Origin of the sequence: Roseibium sp. (genome assembly GCF_048260565.1) — a bacterium.
Lineage (GTDB): Bacteria > Pseudomonadota > Alphaproteobacteria > Rhizobiales > Stappiaceae > Roseibium.
This window is the reverse complement of record NZ_JBLXGP010000007.1, coordinates 169,232-196,191: the sequence shown is the minus strand read 5'-3', so window position 1 is coordinate 196,191 and position 26,960 is coordinate 169,232. Positions and strand designations below refer to the sequence as shown.

The window sequence follows — 26,960 nt, the reverse complement described above, 5'->3', positions numbered from 1 at the left end:
GACAAGCGTGGGCAGCGCCCACGTCGCAGATCCGGGATCCAGCGCATCAGCCGCGGGCGCTCGCCCGCGCCTTTTTCCAAGGTTTCGGACACGCCTGCGGCGTGAATGATTTCGGGGTTCCTGATCGGCGTTCGGCTTACGCCTCACTGGTCTGGAATGACGGGGGAGCGGCAGGGCGGTGTCCCGGTCCATATTGCGCAAGGTGACTGCTCCCGCATAAGCTGTGACGGAGGAGGATGGCACGTGGTTGCAGCACCGGAAGAATTCGACACAGAAGAACTGGAAGCGTGGTTGAGGGAGCAGCCGCCTGAGGTATCCGTGGCGATTGCAGCGCGTTGTGCGCTTCGGGTACTTCCATTTATCCGGCGGACTGTAGACCTCATTAATTCGCGCGCAGCCATTCTTCTGCCGATCTTTCGTGCCAGTTCTTGGGCGTTTTCATATGTTGCCCAGCCTGGAATCAGCGAAGAAAGGCTAAGCGCCCTCAAGGTAGCTACCATCATCGTCTCCAAGGCCGGCGACGCCGCGGGGGCGGGTGCAAACGCAACTAGCGTTACGGACGTCTCCTATAATGCTAACGCTATTTCTACCGCCGCCGCCTACGCCGCCTCCGATGCGGCCATAGCTGCTACCGCAGCCATCTATGCAGCTGGTAACGCCTACGACGCGGATACCGCCACCGCAGATGCCGCCATCGCTACCGCCAATGCCATCAAAGTCGCTACCGACGCCACGAACACCACCGCCGAAGTCTATGCCGCTCTAAGTTCAGATAGGCAATACATCGACAATGGAAGACCAGTCGAAGGACTGGCCGACATGCCCCTCTGGCTCGATGGGCAAATTCCCAACAACCTTGCCAAGGATTGGGAAGAACTAAAATCCGCCTTCAGTTCCCTCAACGAAGACTGGGAAGTGTGGACCGAGTGGTACGAAGACCGACTGGCGGGGCGATTACCGGAGGATGAAGCGCTCGCGGTTGCACGTGTGACGCTGCCGGAGTCGATGTGGCAACAGGGTCCGAAGCTCGTCAACGCAACGATCAGAGAACTCATCGAGTTCTATCACAAGGGCGGTCCAGAAAAACTGGAAGCGCGAATGGCGGAGCTTCGCAAGCAGTATTCTGAAGCCATGCCTGAGGCCGACACGCTGCCTGACGCCGAGCCCGGCGTTTATAGTGTCAACCAGACCCGCTCCTCCACCGCCGAACAGGTCCGGCAGGTCGCCGAAAATTTTAAGATACCGGAAAGCGAGTTCGCCAAGATCACAGAGCTTTCCGATTCCATGGTCAAGAATGCGCAAGACGCAATTGCACAAGTCGGGGGAACCGGATCCGCGACAGAGGATGATCGCGACACCGACAAACCGCCGTCCTCCCTCCCCAACGTCTGGATCCTCCAGTACACGCCGAACGACCGGGTCGCGCGGTGGACGGCGGAGGCGGTTCCCGGGTCCACATTGCGCTGGAAGTCCGGCAAGGCGTTGCAGACGAAGATGAAGGCCGGGGACCCAGTCGTCTACTGGCGCGCCATAGACCCGGACAACCGCAACGACCGGGGCGGACTGGTCGGCTTGGGGACGATCCTCTCGACCGAGACCGTGGACGAGGACGGTATCCTGCGGTTTCCGACGCAGGTCCGGTATTTCGACAATGACAATCCCCTGCCCCGCGATCAGGTCATCGACGGCGCCGGCATCACCCGGCGCAACTGGCGCGGTGCCGTTCTCAGCCTCAAGTCGGAAGAAGTCGCTCGACTACGGGATTACCTGCGTGAACAGGACTGGCCGGAGCTGTTACCTGAGGAATCCCATAACTCTCTCGGCAATAACCCATATGACCCGGATGCCCCTGAACCTGTCCAGCCTCGCATCACCGAAACCCACGACACCGATTTCGTATCGGACCGATCGGAGACGGCGAAGGATCTTCTGAACCGGGCATCGCTTGCCTTCGCACTCGCAGCTCATGTCAACCGGATCTGGACCAGCCAGACATCGGGACAGGGCGACAAGAACCGCGTTCGTAAGGTCCTCGATTGGCTGCATTTCGAGCGCTTCAACCGCCGCACGAAGGAGCCGGATGACGCCGCCTTCATCCTGCACATCGATGCGCCTTGGGGTGGCGGCAAGACCACCTTCGCCAATTTTCTTGCGCGCATCCTCAATCCGGTCGGCCACGGTGACGATCCGGACAACAAGAAGAAGACCGAAAAGACGCTGCTTGACGGGCTGCCCCTGAAGGACCCGCGCTACTGGAACCCGGAATTCTCAAAGCGGCGCTGGTTTGTCGTCGACTTCAACGCCTGGCAGAACGAGCATGTCAGCCCGCCCTGGTGGAACTTCTACGGCACGATTCGCCGCCAGTGCCTACGCGAGATCCTGTTCGAGCCCGGGCGTTACAGCGGAGTGATGCTCTGGCGCGGACTTCAAAGAGCCTTTGCCTGGTGCCGGTTCCAGATCACCGAAATCATCTGGCGCGTGGCCACCCCGGAAATGGCGCGGACCCTGCTGGTACTCGCCGTCGTCGCCGGTCTCATTTACTGGGCCAGCGGCGCGGAATGGTATCAGAACCTGTCGAAACCGCCGCCGAGTTCGGGAGACGGCAATGCGGACGCCAATCAGTATGTCCCCCTGATCAAGGCCCTGCTCGGGGTTGCCGCCACCGGCGGCGCGGGCCTCGCCGTGATCAATGCCTTCAAGTCCGGTGTGAAAACTATCATCGACAGCGCCGGCAAGTCCGCCAATGCATCTTCGCTGGGTGTTGCCGATCCGATCCAGAAATTCCGGCGGCATTTTTCATGGTTCACCGAGCAGCTCGATGATCCGGTGATGGTCATCGTCGATGACCTCGACCGCTGCTCGCCAAAGTACGTGGTTGAACTAGTCAGGGGCCTTCTGACCATCTTCCGTTCGCCGCGGGTGGTGTTCGTGCTGCTCGGCGACAAGGACTGGATCGAGACCGCCTTTGCCAAGGTCTATAAGGATATGGCCGACGTTCACAAGGACACGCAGGTCACCTTCGGCGGGCGGTTTGCGGAAAAGGCGATCCAGCTTTCCTTCGTCTTGCCTGAAGCGGATGCAGATACCCGCGAAGCCTATCTGACCGCTATCCTTCAAGCCGGCAAGGACTCCACAGCGCCGGAGGAGCGCGAACAGGCAGAGGAACTGGAGGATATCCAAAAGGAGATCCGTAGCGAACTCGCCTCGACCGACAAGATCACCGAGCAATCCGCTGCAATACAGCGGAGCGAGACCCGGATCGAGGAGCGAATTTCGAAAGCCGCCCCTGAAAGGCGGGCCGACTTACGAAAGGCGACGCGCACCATCCTCAACCGAGAGAGCATGTTGCGCGCAGCGACCGCAAAGTCCGCTGAAGCCGAAATCCGCCAGCACGGCCTCGATCCACTGAAAAACTATCTTCCCGGCAATCCGCGCCGGATCAAGCGGATCGTCAACATGGTCGGCGCCTACCAGGCCAGCGCCCAGTCCACCAGCGGGGTGGCGCTCGGATCCGACAAGTGGAAGCAGTTGGTGCTCTGGATAGTGATCATGTCGGAATATCCCCAGGTCTGGCACCGGCTCGTCAAGGACGACGTGCTGTCGGCCACCTTGTTTGACGCCATTCAGAATTCCGGCACCGAAAAGACCATCGAGATTCCGCCGCTGGATGACGAGGCGAGCGATGAACAGAAGGCAGTCGCGGCCCTGCTGAAGACGCCCGGACTCGTTCCCCTGCTCCGGGGCGACCCGTTTGCCGCCCAAAAGGGGGCGCCTTCTCCGGCACGGATCGACACAACAGCGAGAAACTGGCTCCGCCGCCTGACGCCGATTGAGTAAGGGAGCCTAGCCCTTCCGCCCCGCGACCATCTCCCGCTTGCCGGCAAAGCCTTTCTGCTTTTCGACCGTGAAGCCTGCACTTGCCAGATTGCGGCGGACCCAGCCGGCGGCGGTGTAGGTGGCGAAAGTGCCTTCTGTGGCGGTGACGTCGAAGGCCGCTTTGAGGAGGTCTTCTTCCCACAGCTCCGGGTTCTTCGCCGGGCTGAAGCCGTCGAGGAACCAGGCGTCGACCAGGCCGGACGGGGTGCCCGCGGCTTCCCGGCCAAGATCCGCGATCATTTCGCGGGCATCGCCGATACCGAGCCAGAGGTCCGCGCCGGCAAAACCCAGCTTCGACCAGCCGGGCACGGGCTGCCATTGGGCGGTCAGCTCTTCCGTCTCTGTCGCCAGATCGGGAAAGACGCTCAGGGCACGGGCGAGCTCGTCCCGCGTCATCGGATACAGCTCAAAGGAGATGAAGGTCAGGTGCGGCGGGCTCGCCCCTTCCTCCAGAACTTTCTGCGCCTTGAGGGCCTTCAGCGTGGTCAGAAAGTTCAGCCCCGTGCCGAAGCCGAATTCTGCGATGGCAAAGCTTGTCCGCCCCTGCCAGCGCTCGGGCAGGCCGTTGCCGGCCAGAAACACATGACGGGTTTCCTCCAGTCCGCCGGCGCGGGAAAAATACGTGTCGTCAAAGGCTTCCGCCCGCGGCACTTCGCCCTCCAGCCAGTCCAGGCAAGGGGCTACGATTTGTCCCGGCATTTTCTTTTGCGTGGGCTCGCCCATGGGATTAGAACCTTGATCACAATAACTCAGAGACGTTTTAAGGGAGCGTGGGGCTCATGACCATCAGTTACGATCTTGCCGTGATCGGCGGGGGAATTTTCGGTCTGTCGGTCGCGCGAAGTGCCGCGAAGGCCGGGCTCAAGGTGGCGCTGATCGAGGCGAACCGGATCGGCGCCGGCGCCAGCGGCGGCGTGCTCGGGGCCCTGATGCCGCACATGCCGGCGCGTTGGAACGACAAGAAGGCGTTCCAGTTCCAGGCGCTCACCTCCCTTGAAGGCCATATCCGCGCGCTCGAGGCGGAAACGGGGTCGGCCACTGGGTACCGGCGCTGCGGCCGGGTGATGCCGATCACCTCCGAAGACAAGCTCCTGCATCAGAAGCTGCGGGTGGAAGAAAGCCTGACGCGCTGGCAGAGCGCGGACACGGGCTTTACCTACAAGCTCGACGATCCGAACATCCATGCCACCTGGCTGACCCCTGCGACGGCGCCCTATGGTGTCGTTTATGAGACCCTGTCGGCCCGGGTCGCGCCGCAGGCCTATCTGAACACGCTCGCCGCGTCGCTGACCGGACCGTTGAAGAACAATACGGATCTCCTGATCGGACAGGGCTTCACCGGATATGACGAAGCGAAGAGGCAAGTCCGCCTTGCCAACGGCGATACGTTTACAGCCGACAAGGTCGTGCTGGCGAACGGCTACGCGGCCTTCGACAAGATTTCGGAGATGACCGGCGAACAGGTCGGCTCCGGTGAAAAGGGCCAGGCGCTTCTGATCGAAGGTTCCGGTCTGGAGGCCATGCCGGCGGTCTATTGCGACGGGCTTTACGTGGTTCCCCATGACGACCATACGGTCGCGGTCGGTTCCACGGCGGAGCGGGACTTTACCGATGCCACCCCCAACGAGACACAGGCGGAGGCGCTGGCGGAACGCGCGCGGGCCTTTTGCCCGGCTCTGGCCCGGCGCAAGGTCATTGGTTCCTGGGCGGGCATCCGGCCGCGCTGCCACAAGCGCGATCCGCTTCTGGGCCTGCTGCCGGGTCATGAACGGACCTATGCCGCCACCGGCGGCTACAAGATTTCCTTCGGCATCGCCCATCTGGCCGCGGACGCGCTGGTGGCGGAGATCACCGGTTCGGAACCGGCCGTTGCCCTGCCCGACAGCTTCCGGCCGGAAAACCATTTCGGCGCCAACGCCCTGCGCGCCGACTGCGCCTGAGCAACCGGCTGCGGACATACTGAAGATTTAAAGGAAGAGTTCGAAAAAGGCCTAACCGACGAGATAGGCGATCAGGCTGTAGATGCCGTAGCAGGACAGGCCGACGGAGCCCCAGAAAAGCAGGTTCTTGACGATGAGAAACGTCAGGCCTGCGCCCTGTTTTTCGCGTCGCGCGCGAACCACATTCTCCGTCCGGAGCGTCATTGCTGTCATCGGTTTGACCATCTCGACTGTTCCCGGCTTTTAGCCAGCCCCTAGAAAAACACAGTGGCGCATCTGGATTTCGATCCGGTTAAGTTGATTAGTTAAAATTTAGTATTTCTTTATCGACCGTCCTGCCGACGAGCGTTCCTTTTTGTTGTCGAGAGGAATGGATTTTGATCAAATCAACGCTCTTCGCATCTCTTTCCGAATTCGATTCCAGGAAACCCGATGAGCCTTGAAAGCGTGAGACGCCACCTGTCCGAAGCAGCCCCCGACCTTGAGGTCCTGGAAACGCCGGAAAGCAGCGCGACCGTGGAGTTAGCCGCGGCCGCCCACGGCGTTGAGCCGGCCCAGATTGCCAAGACCCTGTCCTTCCGGCTCAAGGACGACGTGTTCCTGGTGGTCGCCCGTGGCGATGCCCGGCTCGACAACAAAAAGGCCAAGGCGGCGTTCGGCGGCAAGGTGAAGATGCTGGGCCTGGAAGAGGTGGAGGAGATCACCGGTCACCCGGTCGGCGGCGTGTGTCCCTTCGGGCTCGCCAATCCGCTCAAGATCTATTGCGACGTCTCGCTGAAGGATTTCGGCGAGGTCATTCCGGCGGCCGGCGCCACCAACGCGGCCGTGCGCATCAGCCCGGAGCGGATGGCCGAGATTACCGGTGCCACCTGGGTGGACGTCTGCCAGGATCGGACGGAATAACCGGCTCCCATCCCGGGCTCAGACCCGGTAATAGTCCCGGTACCATTCGACGAAGCGAGCCACGCCTTCGCGCACGGAGGTTTTGGGCCGATAGCCGGTGAGCGCCTGCAAAAGATCCGCATTGGCCCAGGTCGCGGGCACATCGCCGGCCTGCATCGGCATCAGGTTCTGCTCCGCCTTGCGGCCGGTCGCCTCCTCGATCGCCTTGATATAGTCGGTGAGTTGGACGGCTTCGGAATTGCCGATGTTGACGACCCGCCAGGGCGCGACCGGCGACAGGCTGTCGCCTTCCGGGACGATGCCGTCTTCCGGGCGAACGGGCACGGCATCGATCAGCAGCCGGATACCTTCCACGAGATCCTCCACATAGGTGAAGTCGCGTTTCATGTCGCCGTAATTGTAGACGTCGATCGGCTTGCCTTCGAGGATCGCCTTGGTGAACTTGAACAGCGCCATGTCGGGCCGCCCCCACGGGCCGTAAACCGTGAAAAAGCGGAACATGGTGACCGGCAGGCCGAACAGATGCGCATAGGAATGCGCCATGTTCTCCGTCGCCTTCTTGGTGGCAGCGTAGAAGGACAGCTGGTGGTCGGACTTGTCGGTTTCCGTGTAGGGCATATGCGTGTTGGCGCCATAGGCAGATGAGGTCGAGGCCAGCAGCATGTGTTGCGGCGGGTGCGCGCGCGCGGCTTCCAGCAGTTCGAACGTGCCGCAGATGTTGCTTTGCAGGTAGGAGCGCGGTTCCTCGATCGAATACCGGACGCCCGCCTGGGCCGCCAGATGAATGACGATGTCGGGCGCCTCGGCCCCAAACAGGCTCATCAGCACATCCGGGTCCTCGACCCGCGCGTTGATTGCCTTGAAATGCTGGTTCTGCAGGAGCATCTGATGACGCCGTTCCTTCAGCGCCACGTCATAGTAGTCGGTCATCGCATCGAGCCCGATGACCCTGAAGCCGTCCTTAAGCAGGCGCGTGCACAGGAAATATCCGATGAAGCCGGCGGAACCGGTGACCAGAACTGTTTTCATGTAACTTTTATCTCGCAACTTCCGACAAGGCCGCCCGCCCGATAGCACGATCTTTTCGTCATGCAAAAGATAAAGCCGCAATAGCGGGATAGGGCACCGGCGGCAAAGTGTTTTGAAAGAGGATCAGTCCCAAGGCGCCGACCAGGAAAGACAGGGCATCCGGTCATTCGCCGCGCATGCGGGGTTTTACATTTTGCCAGCCTTTGGCTGCTACGATATAGAGCGAAGCGGATTTGATCAAAACAGCCTTTATTTTGTCTCTCGAATCGAAACACTCAGGTCGCCCTATGATTTTTCCCTGCATTCTTTCCGGCGGTATCGGATCGCGCTTGTGGCCCCTGTCGCGCAAAGATCGGCCGAAGCAGTTCCTGCCCATATTCAACGGCGAAAGCCTTTTCCAGAAAACCTGTCACAGGGTGCGCGGCGATGCGTTTGCCGAACCGATCGTGATCGGCAACAACGATCACCGGTTCCTGATGGGCGAGCAGCTTACCGAAATCGGTGTGGAAGCGGACACCATCCTTCTGGAGCCCATGGGCCGCAATACGGCGGCGCCTGCCGCGATGGCCGCGATCATCGCCGCCGAAAAGGATCCGGATGCCCTGGTACTGCTGCTTCCCTCCGACCATCTGATCGGACGGGAAGACCTCTTTCTCAAGGCGGTGCGGGATGCCGCTCCCGCCGCGGACGCCGGCCGGATCGTCACCTTCGGCATCACGCCGTCGGAACCGAACACAGGCTACGGCTATATCCGCCTTATGGCGGGGGAAGCCCCTGTCCGGGAGGTCGAAGCCTTTGTCGAGAAGCCCGACCTGGAAACCGCGAAGACATTCCTGAGTGCCGGAAACTACGTCTGGAACGCCGGCATCTTTCTTTATTCCGCCAGGGCGATGATCGAAGCCTTCGAGACCCACCAGCCGGAATTGCTGGCCGCCATTCGCGCGGCCATGGCGACCCGCTCCCGCGATCTCGACTTTACAAGGCTCGATTCAGAGACCTTCTCGCGGATCGAGAACATCTCCATCGACTATGCGATCATGGAACGGGCAAAGAATGTCTCCTGCGTGCCCGTTTCGCCGGAATGGGACGACCTCGGCTCCTGGTCTGCGATCTGGGGCGTTCTGGACAAGGACGCCCGCGGCAACAGCGGCCTTGGCGACGTCCGCTTCCTGAACGCGGACAATTGCCTGGCCTATGCGGACGAGGGACTGGTCTCGGTGATCGGCCTGGAGGATATCTTCGTCATAGCAACCCGTGACGCCGTTCTTGTTTCACACAAGGACAAGGCGCAGGACGTGAAGAAGATCGTGGAACAGCTCGAAGCGGAAGGCCGCAGCGAGACCAAGGCCCATCCGCGCGCCTACAAGCCCTGGGGTTATACCGAACGCATCAGTTCCGGCGACCGGTTCTCCGTCCAGTCCATGATGATCCGGCCGGGGCAGAACCTGACGCTGCAAAGCCACCTGCACCGGGCGGAGCACTGGATCGTCGTTTCCGGAACGGTCGAAATCACCATCAACGGCGAAGTCCGGCTGCTGACGGAAAACCAGTCGGCCTTTGTGCCGCTCGGCGCGAAGCACAAGCTTTTCAATCCGGGCAAGATCCCGGTGCGCATGATCGAGGTTCAATCCGGCACTTATCTGGACGAGGACGACATCGTCCGGCACACGGGCGCCTGACAAAAAAGGCCGGGCGATGGCCCGGCCTTGCTTCTTGCGTTCGCGGTTATCTTGCCCGATCAGGCGATCCCCTTTTCCTTCAGGAAGGCAATGACCTCGTCGGCGACGTCTTCCGGGTCCCGGTTGACGTTGTGCAGGTGGATTTCTGCGTTTTCGGGCGCCTCATAGGGGCTGTCGATGCCGGTGAAATTCTTGATCTCGCCGGCTTCCGCCTTCTTGTAGAGCCCTTTCGGGTCGCGCTTCTTGCACTCCTCGATCGGTGTGTCCACGAAGACCTCGAAGAACTCGCCCTCCTCCAGCAGGTCCCGTGCCATGCGGCGTTCGGAGCGGAACGGCGAGATGAACGACACCAGCGTGATCAGGCCTGCGTCGGCGAACAGCCGCGCCACCTCGCCCACCCGGCGGATGTTTTCCACCCGGTCGGCGTCGGTGAAGCCGAGGTCCCGGTTCAGCCCGTGGCGGATGTTGTCGCCGTCGAGCGTATAGGTCTGCTTGCCCTCCGCATGGAGTTTCTTTTCCACGATGGAGGCGATGGTCGACTTGCCCGAGCCGGAAAGCCCGGTGAACCACAGAACCGCCGGTTTCTGGCCAAGGCTTTCCGCGCGGGCCGCCTTGTCCACATCGAGCGCCTGCCAATGGATGTTGGTCGCGCGCCGAAGCGCGAACCACACCATGCCGGCCCCCACGGTCGCATTGGTCATGCGGTCGATCAGGATGAAGGAGCCGGTCGACCGGTTCGCCTCATAGGGGTCGAAGGCGACGGCCTGGCTGAGCGCCAGATTGCAGAAGGCTATCTCGTTGAGGTTCAGCTTCTTGGCGGCCACATGCTCGAAGGAGTTGACGTTGATCTTGTGCTTGATGTCCGTCACCGTCGCCGTGACCGTCTTGGTGCCGATCTTCATCAGATAGGACCGGCCCGGCAGCATGGAATCGTCCGCCATCCAGATCACATGGGCGGCCATCTGGTCGGCCACATCGGGACGGGCTTCCGGCGGGCACAGCACATCGCCCCGGGATATGTCGATCTCATCCTCAAGGGTAATGGTCACCGCCTCTTCGGCCCGCGCGGCTGTCACATCCCCTTCGGGCGTGATGATCCTGGCGACCTTCGACGTCTTGCCCGGTCCTGCCACGACGATGCTGTCGCCGACGGCGACCCGGCCGCTGGCGATCGTTCCCGAATAGCCGCGGAAATCCAGGTTCGGCCGGTTCACCCACTGAACGGGCAGACGGAACGGCGCCTCCAGCACATGCTCGCCCACGTCGACTGTTTCCAGATGCTCCAGGAGCGTCGAGCCGTCGTACCAGCCCATGCGATCGCTTCTTGCGGTAACATTGTCCCCAAAGCGCGCCGACATGGGGATCGCGACATAGGTTTCGAAATCGAAGCCGCTGGCAAAACTTTCGAATTCGGCCCGGATTTCCTCAAATCGCGCTTCGGAATAATCGACCAGATCGATCTTGTTGACCGCTAGCACCACATGACGAATGCCCAGCAGCGAGGCGATGAACGCATGTCTGCGGGTCTGCACCATCAACCCGTTGCGTGCATCGACCAGAAGCACCGCCAGATCGGCGGTGGAGGCGCCGGTTGCCATGTTGCGGGTATATTGTTCGTGGCCCGGCGTATCGGCGACGATGAACTTGCGTTTGTCGGTCGCAAAGAAGCGATAGGCCACGTCGATGGTGATCCCCTGCTCCCGTTCGGCCTCCAGGCCGTCGACCAGAAGCGCCAGATCGATCTCTTCCCCGACCGTACCGTGTTTCTTCGAATCCCGTTCCAGCGCCGCCAGTTGATCCTCGAAAATCAGCTTGGTGTCGTAGAGAAGCCGGCCGATCAGAGTCGACTTGCCGTCGTCCACCGAACCGCAAGTCAGGAAGCGCAGCTGGTCCTTGTCCTCCTGGGCGAGGATGTAGTCGGTAACGGCCTCTTCGGACGCCATTATCTGTTCGCTCATCGACATCAGAAGTAGCCCTCGCGCTTTTTCTTTTCCATGGAGGCGGCGTCGTCATGGTCGATCAGGCGGCCGGACCGTTCCGAGGTCCGGGCGATCAGCATCTCCTTGACGATGGCCGGCAGGGTATCGGCGTCCGATTCAATGGCGCCGGTCAGCGGATAGCAGCCGAGGGTGCGGAACCGCACCATCTTTTCCAGCACCACCTCACCCGGCTGGAGCGGCAGGCGCTCGTCGTCGACCATGATCAGCATGCCGTCGCGTTCCACCACGGGGCGGCGTGCCGCCTTGTAGAGCGGCACCATCGGAATGTTCTCCGTCAGGATGTACTGCCAGATGTCGAGTTCGGTCCAGTTGGAGAGGGGAAACGCACGGATGCTCTCGCCCTTGGCCACCCGAGAATTGTAGAGGTTCCACAGTTCCGGCCGCTGGTTCTTCGGATCCCAGCCGTGGCTGGAATTGCGGAAGGAAAACACCCGCTCCTTGGCGCGGGACTTTTCCTCGTCCCGGCGCGCGCCGCCGAAGGCGGCATCGAAGCCGTATTTGGTCAGCGCCTGCTTCAGCGCCTCGGTCTTCATGACGTGGGTATAGGCCGAAGAGCCGTGGTCGAAGGGATTGATCCCCTGTTCCGCCCCTTCCAGGTTGGTATGTACGATCAGGTCGAGGCCGAGCCGCTTAGCGGTTTCGTCGCGGAAGGCAATCATGTCGCGGAATTTCCATGTGGTGTCCACGTGGAGCAACGGAAAAGGCGGCTTGGACGGATAAAACGCCTTCATCGCCAGATGCAGCATCACGCCGGAATCCTTGCCGATGGAATAAAGCATCACCGGATTGCGGAATTCCGCCGCAACCTCGCGGATAATGTGAATGCTTTCCGCCTCCAGTCGGCGCAAGTTGCTCAAGCGCTGTGCTGTCAGGCCGTTTGCTGTCACGTTCATGAGTGTCAAAACCTCAAATGTCAGGCCGGACGGCTGGTCCGGCGGTATCTTTCCGTGTCCGGATCAGGCAAGTGCCGCCAGCAGATCCGGATCGCTCAGGGCGATGAAGTGCGGATTGAGAAGATCGCTCTTTTCAGCGCCCGCGGGCACCGTGTAGGCGAGTGGTTTCAGGCTTTCCGCTTCCAGTACATGGCCGCCGGCAGCACGGAGAACCGCATCGCCGGCCGCAATGTCCCACTGCATTGTGGGCGATAACCGCGGATAAAGATCGGCCTTGCCTGCCGCGACCCAGCAGAGTTTCAGACTGGAGCCGACCGACAGACGCTCGACAACGTCGAGCCGCTCGATCAGGGCCGCGGTTTCTTCCGACAGATGCGACCGGCTGGCCAGAACCGAAAGTCCGCCAGACGGGCGGCTTCGGACCGTTATCGGTATCACGTCCGCAATCCGGCTCCCCGAGAGTTTTCCGGAATACGCCCCTGAAACCGGTGTTTCCCCGCCGGCCAGATCCGCAGGCAGGGTGCCACCCCAGTAGATTTCTTCGAGAGCGGGAGCGAGCACGACACCGAACACGGGAACACCGTTCTCAATCAGCGCGATGTTGACCGTAAACTCGCCGTTGCGTTTCAGGAACTCCCGCGTCCCGTCCAGAGGGTCGACCAGAAAATACCGGCCGGAAACGGCGGGAAGGCTTCCTGCCTCGACCGCCTCTTCGGCAACGACCGGAACACCCGGGAATAGCCGTTCGAGGCCCGCAAGGATGACAGCTTCCGCGGCCGCGTCCGCAGCCGTTACCGGCGATCCGTCGGACTTTTCCGCCGCTTCGAACGGTTCGGCATAAATCTGCAGGATCTTCGCCCCAGCGTCGATTGCCAGGACGAGGAGTGGTTGGACGGTTGCCTCAACTGTATTCGGGTCGGTGTGGGTCACCACGTCTCCTTGCATCACTTCTCAATAGTCGGGACTTTACCGGTCTCGCTGCCTCAAGAAAACAAACGGTATTTCTCCGGCACATCGGTTGTTTGGTAATTTAGTCTCAATTTCCCGCAATTGCGAAAACATCAGGCGCGTGTCCTTCGCCGCGCTATAGCTGCCGGACGCCGCCAAGCCAAACCGAGCGAACCGATCCGTCCGACGAAAGCTGTATAAAGTCAGCCCTAACTCCGGAAACCAGGCTGCCGAACGCGTCCTGCCGTCCGATCGCGGCGGCAGGAAGGCTTGTCGCCATCTTCAACGCCGTTTCAAATGACAGGCCCACCTGTTCCTGAAGGAAACGGATTGCAGCCGGCAGTGTGATATCGGCACCCGCCAGGGTCCCGTCTTTCAGCGTCAGCCGTCCGCCCGCCCTCAAGATACGGCGCCCGCCCAGCGAGAATTCCGTCCGTCCGGTCCCGGCCACTGCCATCGCGTCGGTGACGAGGAAGATCACCCCAGGTCCTTTCTTGGCGCGCAAGGCGATTTCAACCGCCGCCGGATCCACATGAACGCCGTCGGCAATCAGCCCGGCGTGAAGCTGTCCGATATTGAGAGCGGCGCCAACCATGCCAGGGTCGCGGTGCGCCAGGGGGCTCATGGCGTTGTAAAGATGGGTCATGCAGGTGGCCCCCGCCTCCACGCATGCGTAAACCGCATCATAAGTCGCGTTGCTGTGCCCCAGACTGACGATCACACCCGCCTTCACCAGTTTCCGGATCTGGTCCGGGGTGACCGCCTCGGGTGCGACGGTCATCATCAGGGTCGGCAAGGTCCGGGCAGCCTGGAGGTAAATGTCGAGGTCCCGCGCCTCCATCGACCGGATCAGTCTGGAATCGTGCGCGCCTTTCCTTGCTGGATCCAGATGGGGGCCCTCCAGGTGCAGGCCAGCGAAACCGGGAACCTTCTCCCGTGCGGCCTCACTTGCGATTTTGAGAACCTTCCGGGTGTTTTCCGGCGTGTCGGTAATCAGGGTCGGCAACAGCGCTGTGGTGCCCAAGCCAACATGGGCGCGACAGATCCGGGCGAGATCGTCAACGCTTTCGATGTCGCCGAGCATCAGGCCGCCGCCGCCGTTGACCTGAAGATCGATCAGGCCCGGCGACAGGATCCCGTCTCCCAGGTCGATCTGGTCGTAATCGCCGGGAACCTCCGCGCCGGGAACAAGCCCGGTTACGCGGCAGTCGTCCACCAGCAGAACCACGCCTTCACGCAGGATCGTGCCGTCGAAAATCGCGCTGGAAAAATAAGCCTTGCCTGTGGCCACCGGTCTGTTTCCTTTAGGCGGTCAGTGCGAACTGCAACTGGAAGCGATTCAGGAATGTCATGATCGACTGTTTTGACATCGGCGGTACCTATATCCGGCATGGACGTTTGAAGCCAGACGACACCATAGTTGAGGAAGCCCGCATCAAGACACCCGTCGGCGACTGGACGGCGTTCGTGGCAGCCGTCGCCTCCTGTCTGGAGGGCGCAGACAAGGCGCCAGTCTCGGTTTCTCTTGCCGGCGCCTATGACCGGCGCACCGGATTGGCGAAGGTTGCGAACATTCCTTCTCTTACCGGCCGCAAGGCGGAGGAAGACCTCGCAACCGCCCTCGGGCGCCCGGTGCGGATCACCAATGACGCGGACTGTTTCGCCCTTGCCGAAGCGCTCCAGGGGACGGGCCGCGGCAAGGCGAATGTTTTTGCGATCATTCTCGGCTCCGGCGTCGGCGGAGGACTTGTTGTCGACGGCAAGCTCGTCACCGGTCATGGCGGGATTGCCGGCGAATGGGGCCACGGGCCGGTAATCGACCCGACGGCCGGCGGCACGATCGAGGGGATCCCGCCGTTTCCATGCGGCTGCGGCCTGGCCAATTGCGTCGACGCGGCCGGTTCAGCGCGCGGACTGAAGCGGATCCACACGCTCCTGTTTGACGAAGCGCTCTCCGCAAAGGCAATCACGACCGGCTGGGAGGACGGCGCGCAGAAGACCGGCCGAACAGTGGAAATTTACACCACGCTGCTGTCGCGTGCGCTTGCCATGGCCGTCAACCTCACCGGCGCCGATATCGTACCGGTCGGCGGCGGATTGTCGAACGAGGCCGCGCTGATCAAGCTGATCGACGAAAAGACCCGGGCGCTGACCCTTGCGGACTACACGGACCCGCTGGTTGTTCCCGGAGAACATGCCAGAGAGGGGGGGCTTGTGGGCGCCGGGATCGCCGGACGTCTTGCATTCGGCTGACGATTGCGCGAAAACCTGAACCTGACAGTCTTGTTTACTTGACACCGGAAAGGCCGACTTCATGCTGGGGATGACCCGTCGCGAGTTTCTGCTCGGAAGTGCCGTAACCGCTTCGGCCTTTGCCGGCGGCGGGTTTGCCGTGACACGGGCGAACGCGGCGGATCTGAGGCTGCCGGTCTCAGCCCTTGATCATTCCATTCTGCCCGACACCACAACCAAAGGCATGATGGGTTTCGGCACCGCCGGCCCGGCACCGATCCTGCGCATGCGGCAAGGGGAACGCTTTATCGTCGATGTCGTCAATGACCTTGACGAGGCAACCGTCGTTCACTGGCACGGCCTGCGGGTTGCCAACGAGATGGACGGCGTTCCCTATCTGACCCAGAGCCCGATCGAGCCCGGAGAGAGCTTCCGCTACACGCTGGTTCCACCGGATGCGGGAACCTTCTGGTATCATCCCCATTGCAACACCCTGGCGCAAATGGCGAAGGGACTGACCGGTGTACTCGTGGTCGAAGAGGCCGAGGATGCCGGGTTCGATCAGGATTTCGTGCTCAATGTCCGGGATTTCCGCCTCGGCGGCGACGGACAGTTCCTCAAACTGTTCAAACCGCGCAATGCGGCGCGTGGCGGGACGCTTGGAACCGTTTCCACGGTCAACTGGGAAATCGCGCCGACTTACGAGTTGCCCGCCGGCAGCCTTGTGCGCCTGCGACTGGCGGTCACCGACCTGACCCGTATCGGCACCTACAGCCTGACCGGCGCCAACGCTCAGGTCATCGCGCTCGATTCCAATCCCCTGCCGCAACCGATCGCACCCAAGAACCTGATCATCGCTCCGGGACAACGGGCGGATATTGCCCTCAGGGTTCCGGACACCGAAGGACAGACCGTCACCCTCAGCCTGCAAACGCAAAAAGGCCCAAAAACCCTTGCGACCTTCCGGCCGACCGGGCCGAGCGCCAATCGGGATCTGGCAGAACTGAAACCGCTCCGGCCCAATCCGGTGCCCGATGCCGATCTTGCCAATGCGGAAACCGTCGAGTTCGTGTTCGGATGGTCACCCCAGGGCGATGCGCCGCTGCCGAGCATCTGCGGTTCGCTCGGCTACACGTTCTGGTCAATCAACAGGGTCGCCTGGCAGGGCGATGTACCCAGTCCGATCGATCCGCTGGCCGTCCTGAAACAGGGCAAGTCCTATATCCTGCGCTTCAGAAACGAGTCACCGAACGCCCACCCGATCCATCTGCATGGACATTCTTTCCGGCTGCTGCGTTCCAACAAGCGCCCCCTGCCGCCGCTGGTGACCGATACGGTTCTTTTGCTGAAGGAAGAAACCCTGGAGGTCGCCCTGATTGCCGATAATCCGGGCAACTGGGCTTTCCATTGCCATGTCATCGAACATCAGAAAACGGGACTGACCGGATATATCCGCGTGGAGACCTGAGGCCACAGCCCCCCTTGCGGGCCTATCGAAGCTGTGCCCGTGATCCGACCAAAGGTCGTAACCTTTCTTCCGTCGCCAGACGAATTCTTCGCAATTCTCCTCATCAAAGACGCCATATCTGCAGCTATTACCAATACCAAAACCGAAATTTGTTCAGAGAATATCAACGGCTTAGCGTTTAAATCGGGTCAAGGGCTGGAATGCCAGTCAGGGACTTGTCGAATGCAGGATAAAGACACACCGATCCCCGCGGAGAGCGAGGACCATCAGGAACTCGAAGTGCCGCGCGAACACAGGGCCAGAGTGCTGAAAAAGGCAAAGGTTCTGTTCAAGGAAGGTTTGCGCAGTGTCCCTTGCGTCGTCCGCAATATTTCTCCCAATGGCGCTCGCCTTGAATTCGAACAGGCCTATCTGATCCCGAAGGAATTCGAGCTGCGTATCGAACTGGAAGGATTCGAGGTCACCTGTGAGCGGCGCTGGGAAGACGGCCTGGCTTGCGGTGTGCAGTTCGTGTCGGAAAAGCGGCCGATCAAGCTTGAACGCGCCCAGGTTCTGCGTCCCTCGGACCAGGCCCTGCCGAATTTCAGAAGGTCCTCCGATCTCGACGAATTGGCCTCGCGCTTTTCGGCGGCCAGCGGAAAGGAAGGCATTCCCGGATCGGTATCCCCTGTCCGCAATCGCGGAAAGACCTTCGGCAAGCGGTAACTGATCACGCGTCACCACAATGGCGAACCAAGGCCGTTGTTTCCAGGCCCGAAGACCGCGTGACGTCTCTCAACAACATGTCAGGAAGAGTGGCTGGGGTGGAAGGATTCGAACCTTCGCATGGCGGTACCAAAAACCGCTGCCTTACCGCTTGGCTACACCCCAAGAATGTGAGGCCGGTGTATAACGGGGCTTGAGCGCGAGTGCAAGACTTCGGCTGCCGTTTGAAAACCGGGTTTTTGAAAGTTTTCCCCAACGCGCTCCGCGATACCTTTTCCGGCAGGCATTTTTCCTCAGACGGCAAAGCGCCCGCGACTTCGAGATGCGCGCTCACACCCGGCCTTTTCCGTAAATTTCCGTCCGGTTTTAAGAGCTTATCGGCAACAACGAATTTTTCTGCACCGCCCCGGCACAACCCCCTTGCGGGCACCGGCACACGGTGCTAATAGACGCTCCACACCGGCGGGGGAGACTTCGCCGTTCCCGTCAGGTTTCCTTTGCGAACCTGAAAATTTTGGATCGGAGTGTAGCGCAGCCTGGTAGCGCACCTCGTTCGGGACGAGGGGGTCGGAGGTTCGAATCCTCTCACTCCGACCATTTTTCTCTCAACTTTTCGGCGAATAACGCGTCCTCGGCTGAGCGGCGGACGGTCTCTTTGAGATGCGCCGTTTTGGTCAGCGATTGGCCAGGGACATCCTTTCCGTTTCCCCTCCTATTCGGACGACCAGCCGCAAAACCGCGGTTTCGCGCCCCGATCAAACAACCGCGAACGTATAGACCGCACCTTTCGATGAAACCAAATCGTTCCCGGAACGTTAATTGGGTGGAGGTGTTGTTATGACGAACAAATCGCTGAAACTCTGCGCTGCGACCATTGCCGTCGCCCTTGGTATGACGGTGAGCGTGACCGCGTCCCTGATTGCCGATGAAATGGTATCGAAAGACCACGCGGCAAAGGCGGTTGAGACCAATCGCGATGCAAAAGCCGATCTTCGCGTGAAACTCGATGACGTAAAGCGGATGGAGATCCGGTGCGTTTCCAGGGCACAGACGACCACATGTACGGGATGGCCCGTAGCGCAAAGGTTCCAGGTGAGCGGCCTTTAGAAACAAAGACAACCGATTGAAGAAAAAGCCCGTCTGCTTCCAGGCGGGTTTTTCTTTGTGCGGCTGCGGATGAAATGACCCTGCCGTTGGCAAGCAATGCCTGAAAAAAGAGCGGGTCGATCTGATCAGGATGGTTCGGACGGCTCCGCAATATTGGCGATCACCGTGCCGGCGATGAGAAGCGCGGGGACTGCGATGAAACCGCCCACCGGGCCCCAGAGCCAGATCCAGCCGGCCAGGGCCAGGAGCACCAGGAACGGGTTGAGGGTCATGGTCCGCCCCAGAACATGGGGCGTGACGATCTGGGCCTCGATCAGGTTCAGGGACAGATAGGCGAACGGCGGCAACAGGATGCCGGGCGCGGAATCGGCGGTGGCCAGGCCGACGCCGGTCAGCACCACGGCCATAACGGCGGGCCCGATATAGATCACGTAGTTCAGAACGCCCGCCATCAGGCCCCAAAGAAGGGGCGACGGCACGCCGAGCAAAAACATGACGATCGAGACGGCCAGCCCCAGCGCGACATTGACCGCAGTGATCGACAGCAGATAGCGCGACACCTTGTCTTCCACTTCCAGGAAGGTGCCAGCCACGCGCCGGCGCAGGCGCGGGGCGACGCAACGAGCCAGCACCGCGTCCCGGAAGTCGTTCCGGGTGGCGATGAAGAAATACATGCTGGCCAGAAACAGGACGACCTGGGCCAGCATGGTCGGAGCGAAGTAAACGACGCTTTCGACCGCCGACGTGTCGTCGACATTCACCTTCATCCCCGAATTCTGGCCCATGGTCTGGCGGATCTGCTCCTGCAGGCCGCCGACCGAGGCGAAGATGCCCTTCCAGCTGGTCAATTCCGATTGCAGCCGCGACCAGATCGCGGGCAGCCTGTCCATCCAGTCGGAAAGTGGGACCGCGAACCCGGTGGCGGCGATGGCGATCAGGGCCAGGAAGATCAGGACGGCGGCCAAGGCCGACACCCATGGCGGAATGCCGAACCGCTCGATCCGGTCGGCAAGCGGCCCGAACATCAGTCCGATGACAATGGCGAGCGCAACCGGCGCCAGGATGACCTGAGCATAGTCGAGCACGCCGACGACCACGATGGCACAGATCATGATGACCGATACTCGTGCAGCCGTGGCAAGCTGTGTTTCAAATTCGGAATTGGGCAAGTGCCGACGCGCCTCCGGTGGGATTTTCCGCATTTTGGAAAAACGCCCAAGCCGGGCGAAAGTTCCCTGAACAGCGCCGGTTCGGTGATTTTCGAAAGTGCGGACCGTTCAAAGGGGGATGACCATCCGCACGGTCATGCCGTTCGGTTGGAAGGCGCGGTCGATCGTGCCGCCGAGTTCGCCGCGGATATTGGCGTCGATCAGGCGGGATCCGAAGCCGGTTCCTTCCGGCGCGCTGATGGGCTGAGCCGAGGTCTCGACCCAGTCCAGCTGCAGTCGTCTCGACTTGCCGGATCCGTTGACCTCCCAGTAGACGTGGAGGTCGCCTTCATTGGTGGAAATACCGCCGTATTTCAGCGCATTGGTCGCCAGTTCATGGAATGCGAGGCCAAGCGCCTGGGTCGTGCGCTCATCGAGCAGGACCTGCGGACCGGTTATCTTGTCCTCGCTGGTGCTGCTGCCGAAGACCTGCTCCAGTTCCGTGTTGAGGAGTTCGCGCAGATCGGCCCGCTGCCAGTGGGAACGGGTCAGCATGTCCTGAGCGTTCGCCATGGAATTGAGGCGCGCGGAGAACGATTGGGTGAACTCGTCGATCGTTTCTGAATTGGCAGCCGTCTGCCGGGCGATTGCCAAAACGCGGGCGATCGAATTCTTGATGCGATGCTTCATCTCCTGAAGCATCAGGTCCTTTTCCTTGGACGTTTTCTCCGAAATCCTCCGCAACTCGTTTGCCGCCGCCACCGACTTTAACTGAGAGCGGCTCGCCATGGTAAGCGCGACCGCCAGAAGAAGCGAAACGCCGCCGATAACGATGGTATAGAAATGATGTGTCCTGGTCCGGAAGGCGGGCGTCGCGTGCACCTTGAAGGTCCATTGCCGCCCGGCAATGTCGGCGACCTTCTCCACCTCAAGTCCCTCATAGGCGCCGTCTTCCCGGTAATCGGCGGAACGGAACAGCAGATTGCCGGCTTCGCCCGATGTACCGTTTGTCGTCTCCTCGGACGCATCGGCCATCGTATCGGAGGTTTCGACGGTGACCGGAAGCTGCGGAGCGCGGTTCAGGGCGGCAAGATGCAGGTCGCCCGCCCGAAACGGAGCATAAACGAAGCCGTCGACCTTGTCGGAAGACGCGGCCTTGGAAAACGGAATGTAGACCAGAAACCCGGCCTGCTTGATCGACGTTATTTCCTGAACCAGCTCGACCGGCGCGCTGGCTGTCGGCTCTCCGTTCGCCAATGCGGCCTGCATGGCGTCCCGGCGGCGATCCTCGGAGAACATGTCGTAGCCGAGCGCAACCCGGTTGCGCGAGTCGGACGGCTCCAGCAACACGATCGGCGTACGGATATCCTGCGATGTGTCGGGCCAGATCTCCAGATCAAGTCCGTAGTTCCTTTGCAGGTCGCTTGCCGCCTCGCTTTCGTCGCCCTTGGCAATCAGGCGCGCGTAGCCGATACCGCGTATCCCCTCGAATTCCCCTTCGAGATCAAGACCGGTCACGAAGCGTTCGAAGGCGGCTCTTTCGGCATGTCCCGACTGAGCGCTTGAGGGATAGGCGCTGAAGAAGGAATGCGTCGATATCAGCAGCGTGATGTGCTGGCTCACACGTTCAACCACCCGGTCGACGGCATCGCTCGCCAGGTTCTCGAACCGAATACGGTCGGCCGTTTCCTCGGCATTATAAACGACAGTGGTCATGCCGGCGCCTATCAAGGCAACAACGACAAATACGACCGGCGGCAGATAGCGGATCAATTGGCGACTTTCTTGAATATAATGATCATCTTTACATGCATCATTTTCTCCTGCCAATAATTTTTGATGCCAAAATAATTAAATCCGAATTCCCTCATCGTTTGCCAGGAAAGATGGAACTTTTGCGCTGCTAAGGCGTTTCAAAAACAGGAGCACGCCTGTGTTCCTACCAAAAGACAGGAGAAAGCCATGAATTGGAATCAGGTTGAAGGCAACTGGGAAAACGTCAAGGGCAAGGTCCAGGAGAAATGGGGCAAGCTCACCGGAGACGATCTCGATGTCATCGCCGGCAACCGCAAGCAGCTCGCCGGAAAAATCCAGGAGCGCTACGGAACGGCGCAGGAAGATGTCGAGCGTGAGATCGACGACTGGCTGACCCGTCACTAACCCTCCCGGATCCGTTCCATACGGACTGAAACGAAGAGACCCGCGCCTGCCTTTTAAAGGGCGGTGCGGGTCTCTTGATTCTCCGTCATCTCAATCGCAGAAACCTAAGCGGCAGCATCGACCATCTGATCGAAGAACAGGGCCTGACTGATCAGGGCTTTCACCATTTCCGGGTTGAACGGCTTGGTGATCAGGAACGTCGGCTCCGGGCGTTCGCCGGTCAGAAGACGTTCGGGGAACGCGGTGATGAAGATGACCGGAATGTCGTTGGCCTGGAGAATGTCCTTGACCGCGTCGATGCCGGAACTGCCGTCTGCGAGCTGAATATCAGCCAGGACCATCTTCGGCTGGGTCCGGTTGAAGAGTTCGACAGCCTCCTTATGGGTCCGGGCAATGCCCGTCACCCGGTGGCCCAGTTCCTGGACGATATGCTCGATGTCCATCGCGATCAGCGGCTCGTCCTCGATGATCAGGATGTCGGTCGCGATCTGGCGGGAAATGCCTTCCACGGCCTCTTGCACAAAATCATCGATCCTGTCCGTGGAAACGGAGAGGATTTCCGCGGTTTCCGCATGGGAAAAGCCTTCGACCGACGTCAGGAGAAAAGCCTGGCGGGCCGGCGACGACAGTATGGCGAGGTTGGCGCTCGCCCGCTTTTCCCAAGCATAGGGCGACTCGCTCTCGGGAACATCGATTTGTGTGGAACCGTAGAGGGATGCAAACAGTTTATAGATGGAGACACGGTCGCTGCTGGTCTCCGGAAAGCTGCCGACATCCGCAATCAGCGTCTCGAGCGCGGCTGCGACATAGGCATCACCGGACTTTTGCGTTCCGGTAACCGCCCTGGCGTACCGACGCAGAAAAGGCAGATGTGGCGCAACGCGGGTAGAAAGTGACATATGTGGCTCCTTGCTTGCCCGGTTGGGCATTCAACAACAGGGAAACGAACGAGAAAAAGAAAAGTTCCATCCGTTTGAACTTTTTTTCTCCATGACCGATATTGATGGGCGATGTATTGGCCTGTCACAAAGGATTAGGCGTTTTCTCCATGAACGGATCGAAAAAACCGGCAGGCCGGCCATCACACGCCCGGATGACCTCGGGTTCCTTCCAGAAGGCCCAGGAAACAATTACGCTAAAACTGCGTGAATATTACGATGCCGTCGAGGATGAAGGGATTCCCGACCGGTTTCTCGATCTCCTGGAAAAGCTCGACGAAGCCGAGAAGAAAGCCGAAAAAGACGTCGGGGAAGCGGGTCGGGAATGACCGGCGCGGGCGACGGCGCCTTACCGGATTTCAAACGGGATCTGCTGGCACAGTTGCCGGCGTTGCGTGCCTTTGCCGTCTCCTTGTGCGGACGGCACGACCAGGCGGACGATCTCCTGCAGAACACCATCCTCAAGGCCTGGTCCAATCAGGAGAGCTTCACCCCCGGCACCAACATGAAAGCCTGGCTGTTCCGGATTCTTCGCAACGACTTCTACAGCGAATTGCGAATGCGTCGCCGGGAAATCCAGGACAGCGATGGGGAACACTCCGCGCGGCTCGCGGTGCATCCGGGTCAGCATGCCGCGCTCGATCTGAAGGATTTTGGCCGCGCGCTCGAAGCCCTTCCCTCCGACCACCGCGAAGCGATCATCCTCGTCGGCGCCTCCGGTTTTTCCTACGAGGAAGCCGCAACCATTTGCGGATGCGCGGTCGGCACCTTGAAGAGCCGGGTCAACCGGGCCCGCGCCAGCTTGCGCGACCTCCTGTCCCTCGGGGAGGACGACGATTTCGGACCGGACACGACCTTTCATGCAGGCGGAACAGGAGCGAAGTCCGTTTGACGAAAGAAGGCGCGACGCCGGCAGATCCGGCGTCGCGCCCTGCTGAAGATTCCGGCCGGCCCTGAAGCCAGTCGTCATTCGGTTAGTCGGCGGAAATCGCCCGCAACATCCACAGCGCCTTTTCATGGAAGTCGAGACGCGCTGTCAGCATATCCTCGGTGACAGCATCGCCTGCATCGCCAGCCATTTTGGCGGCCTTGCGCATGGTCTTCACCGCGTCGCTGTGATCCGCGATCAGATCCTCGATCATGTCGATAGCCGAGGTGTTTTTCACTTCCGAAACCTGTGGCGCGAACGTGGCCGCATCGCCAAGCCGGACAGGAGCCAGGTGACCGAGCGCGCGGATACGTTCCGCGATGATATCGGTTGCGGCAAACAGCGCGTCGTAATGCTCCTCAGTCAGCTCGTGCAGCGACTTGAACAGCGGCCCGACCACATTCCAGTGGTAGAGATGGCTCTTGATCGTCAGCCGGTAGGTCCCTGCCAGAATTTCGGACAATTCGGCAGAGATCTTCGTGAGGTATTTGTCGTCCAAACCGATGTCGAGATTTTCGTCATGGGCTTCAACGTTGAGAACAGCAGAAATACCGGACATGTTTAGTCACTCCTTCGTCAATTGGCGTTGGTCTCACGGCCTCCGCTTCGCATGACTGCCAGCAGGGCCAGACCGCCGATAAGAGTAAAAGTCAGCGCACCTTTCGACTTCATCAGCGTCGGCAAGGCCGACACTGCCGCTGCTGTGGCCAGTGCGCGCCCACTGTCGCGACGCTGTGCCCGGCGGCGCTCGATCCGGTCGAATACCGCGACAATGGCGATGAGTAGGGCGGCAACAGCCACCTGAACAGCCGCAATCAGAAAGGCGGCGTTGACCGCACCGACACTTGCCGCAAGATAAAGGCCGCCACCGACCAGTGCCGAAACATAGGCGGTTACCAGCAGCAGGCCTGCGAGTGCGTAGACAAGAGCGTTGCGTTTTGCTCGCCGGACAGCTCGGCTGACATCCGTGGACAGCACGGATGTCAGCAGCGGTATCAGCCGATACATGGCATCAGCGCCGCGACGACCAGATGGCGGCGATCAGGAAACCGACGCCGGCAGCAATCCCGAGCGACTGAAGCGGTTTTTCGCGGACCCGCGTCGAGATCGCCTCTTCCAGTCCGGAAAGTTCCTCGCTCAAGCCATCGAGTGTTTCCTGGGACGTTTTCGCCAGGTCTCTTCCGGCCTTGCTCGCCCGCATCTTGACCTCACCGGTCTTGCCCGCTCCATATTGGGTTATCGACTGGGCCAATGCAGCGATGTCGCCGCGCAGGCGTTCGATGTTCTGTTCGATGGCTTCTGCATCCTGGGCGGTGCCGGCATCAGCATCAGCCGAGTCATTGGCAGCGGAAGCAGTTTTTGCTCTGGTAGCCATGGGAATACTCTCCTTGATTACACATTGGAACAACGCGCCGGGGCCCGTTTGGTTCCTCAATTAATTGAATTGGAAAGAGAAAACGCCGGCATCAACCGGCGTTCTCCTGTCGGTCAGGGCGCGAGAATCCGGCCCTAGAACGGTCAGCGGTTAGCTTTGGTCCGCCGTGCCGGAATATTCCGGCATCGCTTCGAGCTGCTTCGACGTATAGTCTGTATAGATGTGCAGCTCGCCTTCGGCGCTCTTCCGAATGTCGAGGTTCTCCGCGTCAAGGGCGACCGGCTTTTCGCCGATACCGAGGAAGCCGCCCACGTCGATGATGTAGGACTTGACCATGCCGTTGTCGGACACGACCACGTCACTGACTTCGCCAAGTTCCTCATCCTGGTATCCGATCACCGCGGCGCCGATCAGGTCGTCCGCATTGGCGACCTTGGCCTGGGTCATGGACTGACCTTCGTCAGCCTTCTTCGATACGGCCGCCATTTCCTTGATTTCGTCGGTCACGGTGTTGATGTCGAGACCGGTGGTCTCGTCCTCAACCTCGAACATCGATCGGTCGAAAGCCGGCGCGTTTTCCAGGTCTTCCCTGGTGGCGTTGGTGGTCAGCCAGCGGGTACCGTCTCGCTCGGCCCATGTGACGCGTTCGAAATCGACGGCAACATCCTTTTCGCCGATGCCGAGGAACCCGCCGACACCCACGACCACGGCTTCCGCTTCGCCGTTCGGCGACAGAACGAGGTCGTTAACGTCGCCGATGCTCTCGGCGTTTTCGCCGGTGCCGTTATAAAGCATCTTGCCGATCAGGGACGTAGCCAGGATCTGGCTGTGGGAAGCGGCAAAGTAACCGTCGATGCTTTCCATCGGCTTTGCGTCCGGGGACTTGGTGAACACGGAAACGCCGTTGCCGTTCGCGCCCATCTGGCTCTCGGACTTGGTCATGGTTTCGGCCGCGAAAGCGCCAGTCGTCAGTGCGGCGGCAAGAGCGGTCGTAGTAAGCAACGTGCGGATCATGATATGATCTCCCGATTGTCAGATTGGCATATTGGCCGCGCCGCGCAGGAGGTCTGGTAAACGGCCTGCATGGCGTGGCCCGGTGACACCAGAACAACCGGTGCGCTTAAGAATGGTTCCGGATTTTTTTTGTTTTTCTGAATTGCCGACGAAATTTCAGCCCGCGATTCTAAGGAGTTGATCCCGGAAATGAGCGGTATTGCGACGCCCGCTTTTTTCTGCACCAGGCATCGAAATTAAAAAATTGCTCCGCCACTCGAACCAAATCCGATCGGCGGCGTTGATCATGGGACAGCGCCTGTTGCGCTGACACCCTGGAAGCCGGCCTTGCCTTGAACAAAAGATGTTCGGCTTCCGTACGTGGAACCCGTCGTCCCGCCCCGTCCAGGCTTTTGCCCTGCGATCCGGGATGATGCTGAAAGGAGTGAGAACATGTTCGGTTGGGCCATTACCTTCCTGATCGTCGCCCTGATTGCCGCAGTCCTGGGCTTCGGCGGCATTGCCGGAACCGCGGTGAGTCTCGCAAAGTTGGTCTTCTTCGTGGCGATCATCCTCTTCGCGATCTCGCTGGTCTACGGCCTGATTACCGGCCGCCGTCCGCCGGTTTCCTGATCCCG

26 protein-coding genes and 2 tRNA genes are annotated in these 26,960 nt (G+C 60.5%); 13 read left to right on the top strand and 15 right to left on the bottom strand.

The window, feature by feature from the left end; genetic code table 11:
- Positions 1–243: 243 nt before the first annotated feature.
- Entirely contained in the window at positions 244–3,837 is a 3,594-nt protein-coding gene (locus ACN0SO_RS16655) for a KAP family P-loop NTPase fold protein (protein WP_417679734.1), read from the top strand.
- Between the two features lie 6 nt (positions 3,838–3,843).
- On the opposite strand, the gene mnmD is transcribed toward ACN0SO_RS16655, so the two are convergent.
- Entirely contained in the window at positions 3,844–4,575 is a 732-nt protein-coding gene (mnmD, locus tag ACN0SO_RS16650; RefSeq protein WP_417679732.1) for a tRNA (5-methylaminomethyl-2-thiouridine)(34)-methyltransferase MnmD, read from the bottom strand.
- Positions 4,576–4,655: 80 nt separating this feature from the next.
- Here mnmD and ACN0SO_RS16645 point away from each other — a divergent pair, with 80 nt between their 5' ends.
- The gene (locus ACN0SO_RS16645; protein WP_417679730.1) at positions 4,656–5,816 is read left to right on the top strand and encodes an NAD(P)/FAD-dependent oxidoreductase; all 1,161 of its coding nucleotides are present in this window, start codon (positions 4,656–4,658) and stop codon (positions 5,814–5,816) included.
- A gap of 51 nt (positions 5,817–5,867) precedes the next feature.
- Here the strand turns inward: ACN0SO_RS16645 and ACN0SO_RS16640 are convergent, their stop codons facing one another.
- The gene (locus tag ACN0SO_RS16640; protein ID WP_417679728.1) at positions 5,868–6,041 is read right to left on the bottom strand and encodes a hypothetical protein; all 174 of its coding nucleotides are present in this window, start codon (positions 6,039–6,041) and stop codon (positions 5,868–5,870) included.
- A gap of 207 nt (positions 6,042–6,248) precedes the next feature.
- On the opposite strand from ACN0SO_RS16640, the gene ACN0SO_RS16635 reads away from it, so the two are divergent.
- Entirely contained in the window at positions 6,249–6,719 is a 471-nt protein-coding gene (locus ACN0SO_RS16635; RefSeq protein ID WP_417679726.1) for a YbaK/EbsC family protein, read from the top strand.
- An 18-nt stretch (positions 6,720–6,737) separates the two neighbouring features.
- Here the strand turns inward: ACN0SO_RS16635 and ACN0SO_RS16630 are convergent, their stop codons facing one another.
- Positions 6,738–7,748 (bottom strand): SDR family NAD(P)-dependent oxidoreductase, encoded by a 1,011-nt coding sequence (locus tag ACN0SO_RS16630; protein WP_417679724.1) that lies wholly within the window; start codon positions 7,746–7,748, stop codon positions 6,738–6,740.
- A gap of 287 nt (positions 7,749–8,035) precedes the next feature.
- On the opposite strand from ACN0SO_RS16630, the gene ACN0SO_RS16625 reads away from it, so the two are divergent.
- Positions 8,036–9,427 (top strand): mannose-1-phosphate guanylyltransferase/mannose-6-phosphate isomerase, encoded by a 1,392-nt coding sequence (locus tag ACN0SO_RS16625; RefSeq protein ID WP_417679722.1) that lies wholly within the window; start codon positions 8,036–8,038, stop codon positions 9,425–9,427.
- Positions 9,428–9,486: 59 nt separating this feature from the next.
- Here ACN0SO_RS16625 and cysN read toward each other — a convergent pair whose 3' ends face one another.
- The 4 genes from cysN to nagA all read right to left on the bottom strand — a co-directional run bounded on the left by cysN (position 9,487) and on the right by nagA (position 14,559).
- Positions 9,487–11,385 carry a sulfate adenylyltransferase subunit CysN gene (gene cysN / locus ACN0SO_RS16620; RefSeq protein ID WP_417679720.1) on the bottom strand — a complete coding sequence of 633 codons (1,899 nt, stop codon included), beginning with the start codon at positions 11,383–11,385 and terminating at the stop codon, positions 9,487–9,489.
- Between the two features lie 5 nt (positions 11,386–11,390).
- Positions 11,391–12,320, bottom strand: coding sequence for a sulfate adenylyltransferase subunit CysD (gene cysD, locus ACN0SO_RS16615; protein WP_417679718.1), 930 nt, complete (start codon positions 12,318–12,320; stop codon positions 11,391–11,393).
- Positions 12,321–12,383: 63 nt separating this feature from the next.
- The gene (gene cysQ / locus ACN0SO_RS16610; RefSeq protein WP_417679716.1) at positions 12,384–13,250 is read right to left on the bottom strand and encodes a 3'(2'),5'-bisphosphate nucleotidase CysQ; all 867 of its coding nucleotides are present in this window, start codon (positions 13,248–13,250) and stop codon (positions 12,384–12,386) included.
- Between the two features lie 154 nt (positions 13,251–13,404).
- Entirely contained in the window at positions 13,405–14,559 is a 1,155-nt protein-coding gene (nagA, locus tag ACN0SO_RS16605; protein ID WP_417679714.1) for an N-acetylglucosamine-6-phosphate deacetylase, read from the bottom strand.
- A 59-nt stretch (positions 14,560–14,618) separates the two neighbouring features.
- Here nagA and ACN0SO_RS16600 point away from each other — a divergent pair, with 59 nt between their 5' ends.
- The 3 genes from ACN0SO_RS16600 to ACN0SO_RS16590 all read left to right on the top strand — a co-directional run bounded on the left by ACN0SO_RS16600 (position 14,619) and on the right by ACN0SO_RS16590 (position 17,673).
- The gene (locus ACN0SO_RS16600; protein WP_417679712.1) at positions 14,619–15,521 is read left to right on the top strand and encodes an ROK family protein; all 903 of its coding nucleotides are present in this window, start codon (positions 14,619–14,621) and stop codon (positions 15,519–15,521) included.
- 61 nt (positions 15,522–15,582) lie between these two features.
- On the top strand, positions 15,583–16,968 hold the full coding sequence (locus ACN0SO_RS16595) for a multicopper oxidase family protein (RefSeq protein WP_417679710.1): 1,386 nt from the start codon (positions 15,583–15,585) through the stop codon (positions 16,966–16,968).
- A gap of 222 nt (positions 16,969–17,190) precedes the next feature.
- Positions 17,191–17,673 (top strand): PilZ domain-containing protein, encoded by a 483-nt coding sequence (locus ACN0SO_RS16590; protein WP_417679708.1) that lies wholly within the window; start codon positions 17,191–17,193, stop codon positions 17,671–17,673.
- Positions 17,674–17,763: 90 nt separating this feature from the next.
- Here ACN0SO_RS16590 and ACN0SO_RS16585 read toward each other — a convergent pair.
- Positions 17,764–17,838, bottom strand: a tRNA-Gln gene (locus ACN0SO_RS16585).
- A 355-nt stretch (positions 17,839–18,193) separates the two neighbouring features.
- Between ACN0SO_RS16585 and ACN0SO_RS16580 the strand changes: the two genes are divergently transcribed.
- Both ACN0SO_RS16580 and ACN0SO_RS16575 read left to right on the top strand, forming a co-directional pair.
- Positions 18,194–18,270: transfer RNA gene (locus ACN0SO_RS16580), tRNA-Pro, on the top strand.
- A 240-nt stretch (positions 18,271–18,510) separates the two neighbouring features.
- Positions 18,511–18,780, top strand: a complete 270-nt coding sequence (locus tag ACN0SO_RS16575; RefSeq protein ID WP_417679706.1) for a hypothetical protein — start codon at positions 18,511–18,513, stop codon at positions 18,778–18,780.
- Between the two features lie 125 nt (positions 18,781–18,905).
- On the opposite strand, the gene ACN0SO_RS16570 is transcribed toward ACN0SO_RS16575, so the two are convergent.
- Positions 18,906–19,949: an AI-2E family transporter gene (locus tag ACN0SO_RS16570; protein WP_417679704.1), complete on the bottom strand. Its 1,044-nt coding sequence runs from the start codon at positions 19,947–19,949 to the stop codon at positions 18,906–18,908.
- A 108-nt stretch (positions 19,950–20,057) separates the two neighbouring features.
- A complete protein-coding gene (locus ACN0SO_RS16565) occupies positions 20,058–21,644 on the bottom strand; it encodes a CHASE domain-containing protein (protein ID WP_417679702.1) in 1,587 nt (528 codons plus the stop codon).
- Positions 21,645–21,890: 246 nt separating this feature from the next.
- Here ACN0SO_RS16565 and ACN0SO_RS16560 point away from each other — a divergent pair, with 246 nt between their 5' ends.
- On the top strand, positions 21,891–22,088 hold the full coding sequence (locus ACN0SO_RS16560; protein WP_417679700.1) for a CsbD family protein: 198 nt from the start codon (positions 21,891–21,893) through the stop codon (positions 22,086–22,088).
- 104 nt (positions 22,089–22,192) lie between these two features.
- Here the strand turns inward: ACN0SO_RS16560 and ACN0SO_RS16555 are convergent, their stop codons facing one another.
- Positions 22,193–22,987, bottom strand: a complete 795-nt coding sequence (locus tag ACN0SO_RS16555) for a response regulator (RefSeq protein ID WP_417679698.1) — start codon at positions 22,985–22,987, stop codon at positions 22,193–22,195.
- A 194-nt stretch (positions 22,988–23,181) separates the two neighbouring features.
- On the opposite strand from ACN0SO_RS16555, the gene ACN0SO_RS16550 reads away from it, so the two are divergent.
- Positions 23,182–23,355, top strand: coding sequence for a NepR family anti-sigma factor (locus ACN0SO_RS16550; protein ID WP_417679795.1), 174 nt, complete (start codon positions 23,182–23,184; stop codon positions 23,353–23,355).
- Positions 23,352–23,918: a sigma-70 family RNA polymerase sigma factor gene (locus ACN0SO_RS16545; protein ID WP_417679696.1), complete on the top strand. Its 567-nt coding sequence runs from the start codon at positions 23,352–23,354 to the stop codon at positions 23,916–23,918. The genes ACN0SO_RS16550 and ACN0SO_RS16545 overlap by 4 nt, the downstream gene beginning before the upstream one ends.
- Positions 23,919–24,000: 82 nt before the next feature.
- Here ACN0SO_RS16545 and ACN0SO_RS16540 read toward each other — a convergent pair whose 3' ends face one another.
- The 4 genes from ACN0SO_RS16540 to ACN0SO_RS16525 all read right to left on the bottom strand — a co-directional run bounded on the left by ACN0SO_RS16540 (position 24,001) and on the right by ACN0SO_RS16525 (position 26,343).
- Positions 24,001–24,513 (bottom strand): Dps family protein, encoded by a 513-nt coding sequence (locus tag ACN0SO_RS16540; RefSeq protein ID WP_417679694.1) that lies wholly within the window; start codon positions 24,511–24,513, stop codon positions 24,001–24,003.
- A gap of 17 nt (positions 24,514–24,530) precedes the next feature.
- A complete protein-coding gene (locus tag ACN0SO_RS16535; protein ID WP_417679692.1) occupies positions 24,531–24,962 on the bottom strand; it encodes a hypothetical protein in 432 nt (143 codons plus the stop codon).
- Positions 24,963–24,966: 4 nt separating this feature from the next.
- On the bottom strand, positions 24,967–25,329 hold the full coding sequence (locus ACN0SO_RS16530; protein WP_417679690.1) for a DUF883 family protein: 363 nt from the start codon (positions 25,327–25,329) through the stop codon (positions 24,967–24,969).
- A gap of 150 nt (positions 25,330–25,479) precedes the next feature.
- Positions 25,480–26,343, bottom strand: a complete 864-nt coding sequence (locus tag ACN0SO_RS16525; RefSeq protein WP_417679688.1) for a PRC-barrel domain-containing protein — start codon at positions 26,341–26,343, stop codon at positions 25,480–25,482.
- Between the two features lie 432 nt (positions 26,344–26,775).
- Here ACN0SO_RS16525 and ACN0SO_RS16520 point away from each other — a divergent pair, with 432 nt between their 5' ends.
- Positions 26,776–26,955, top strand: coding sequence for a DUF1328 domain-containing protein (locus ACN0SO_RS16520; protein WP_417679686.1), 180 nt, complete (start codon positions 26,776–26,778; stop codon positions 26,953–26,955).
- The last annotated feature ends 5 nt before the right edge of the window (positions 26,956–26,960 follow it).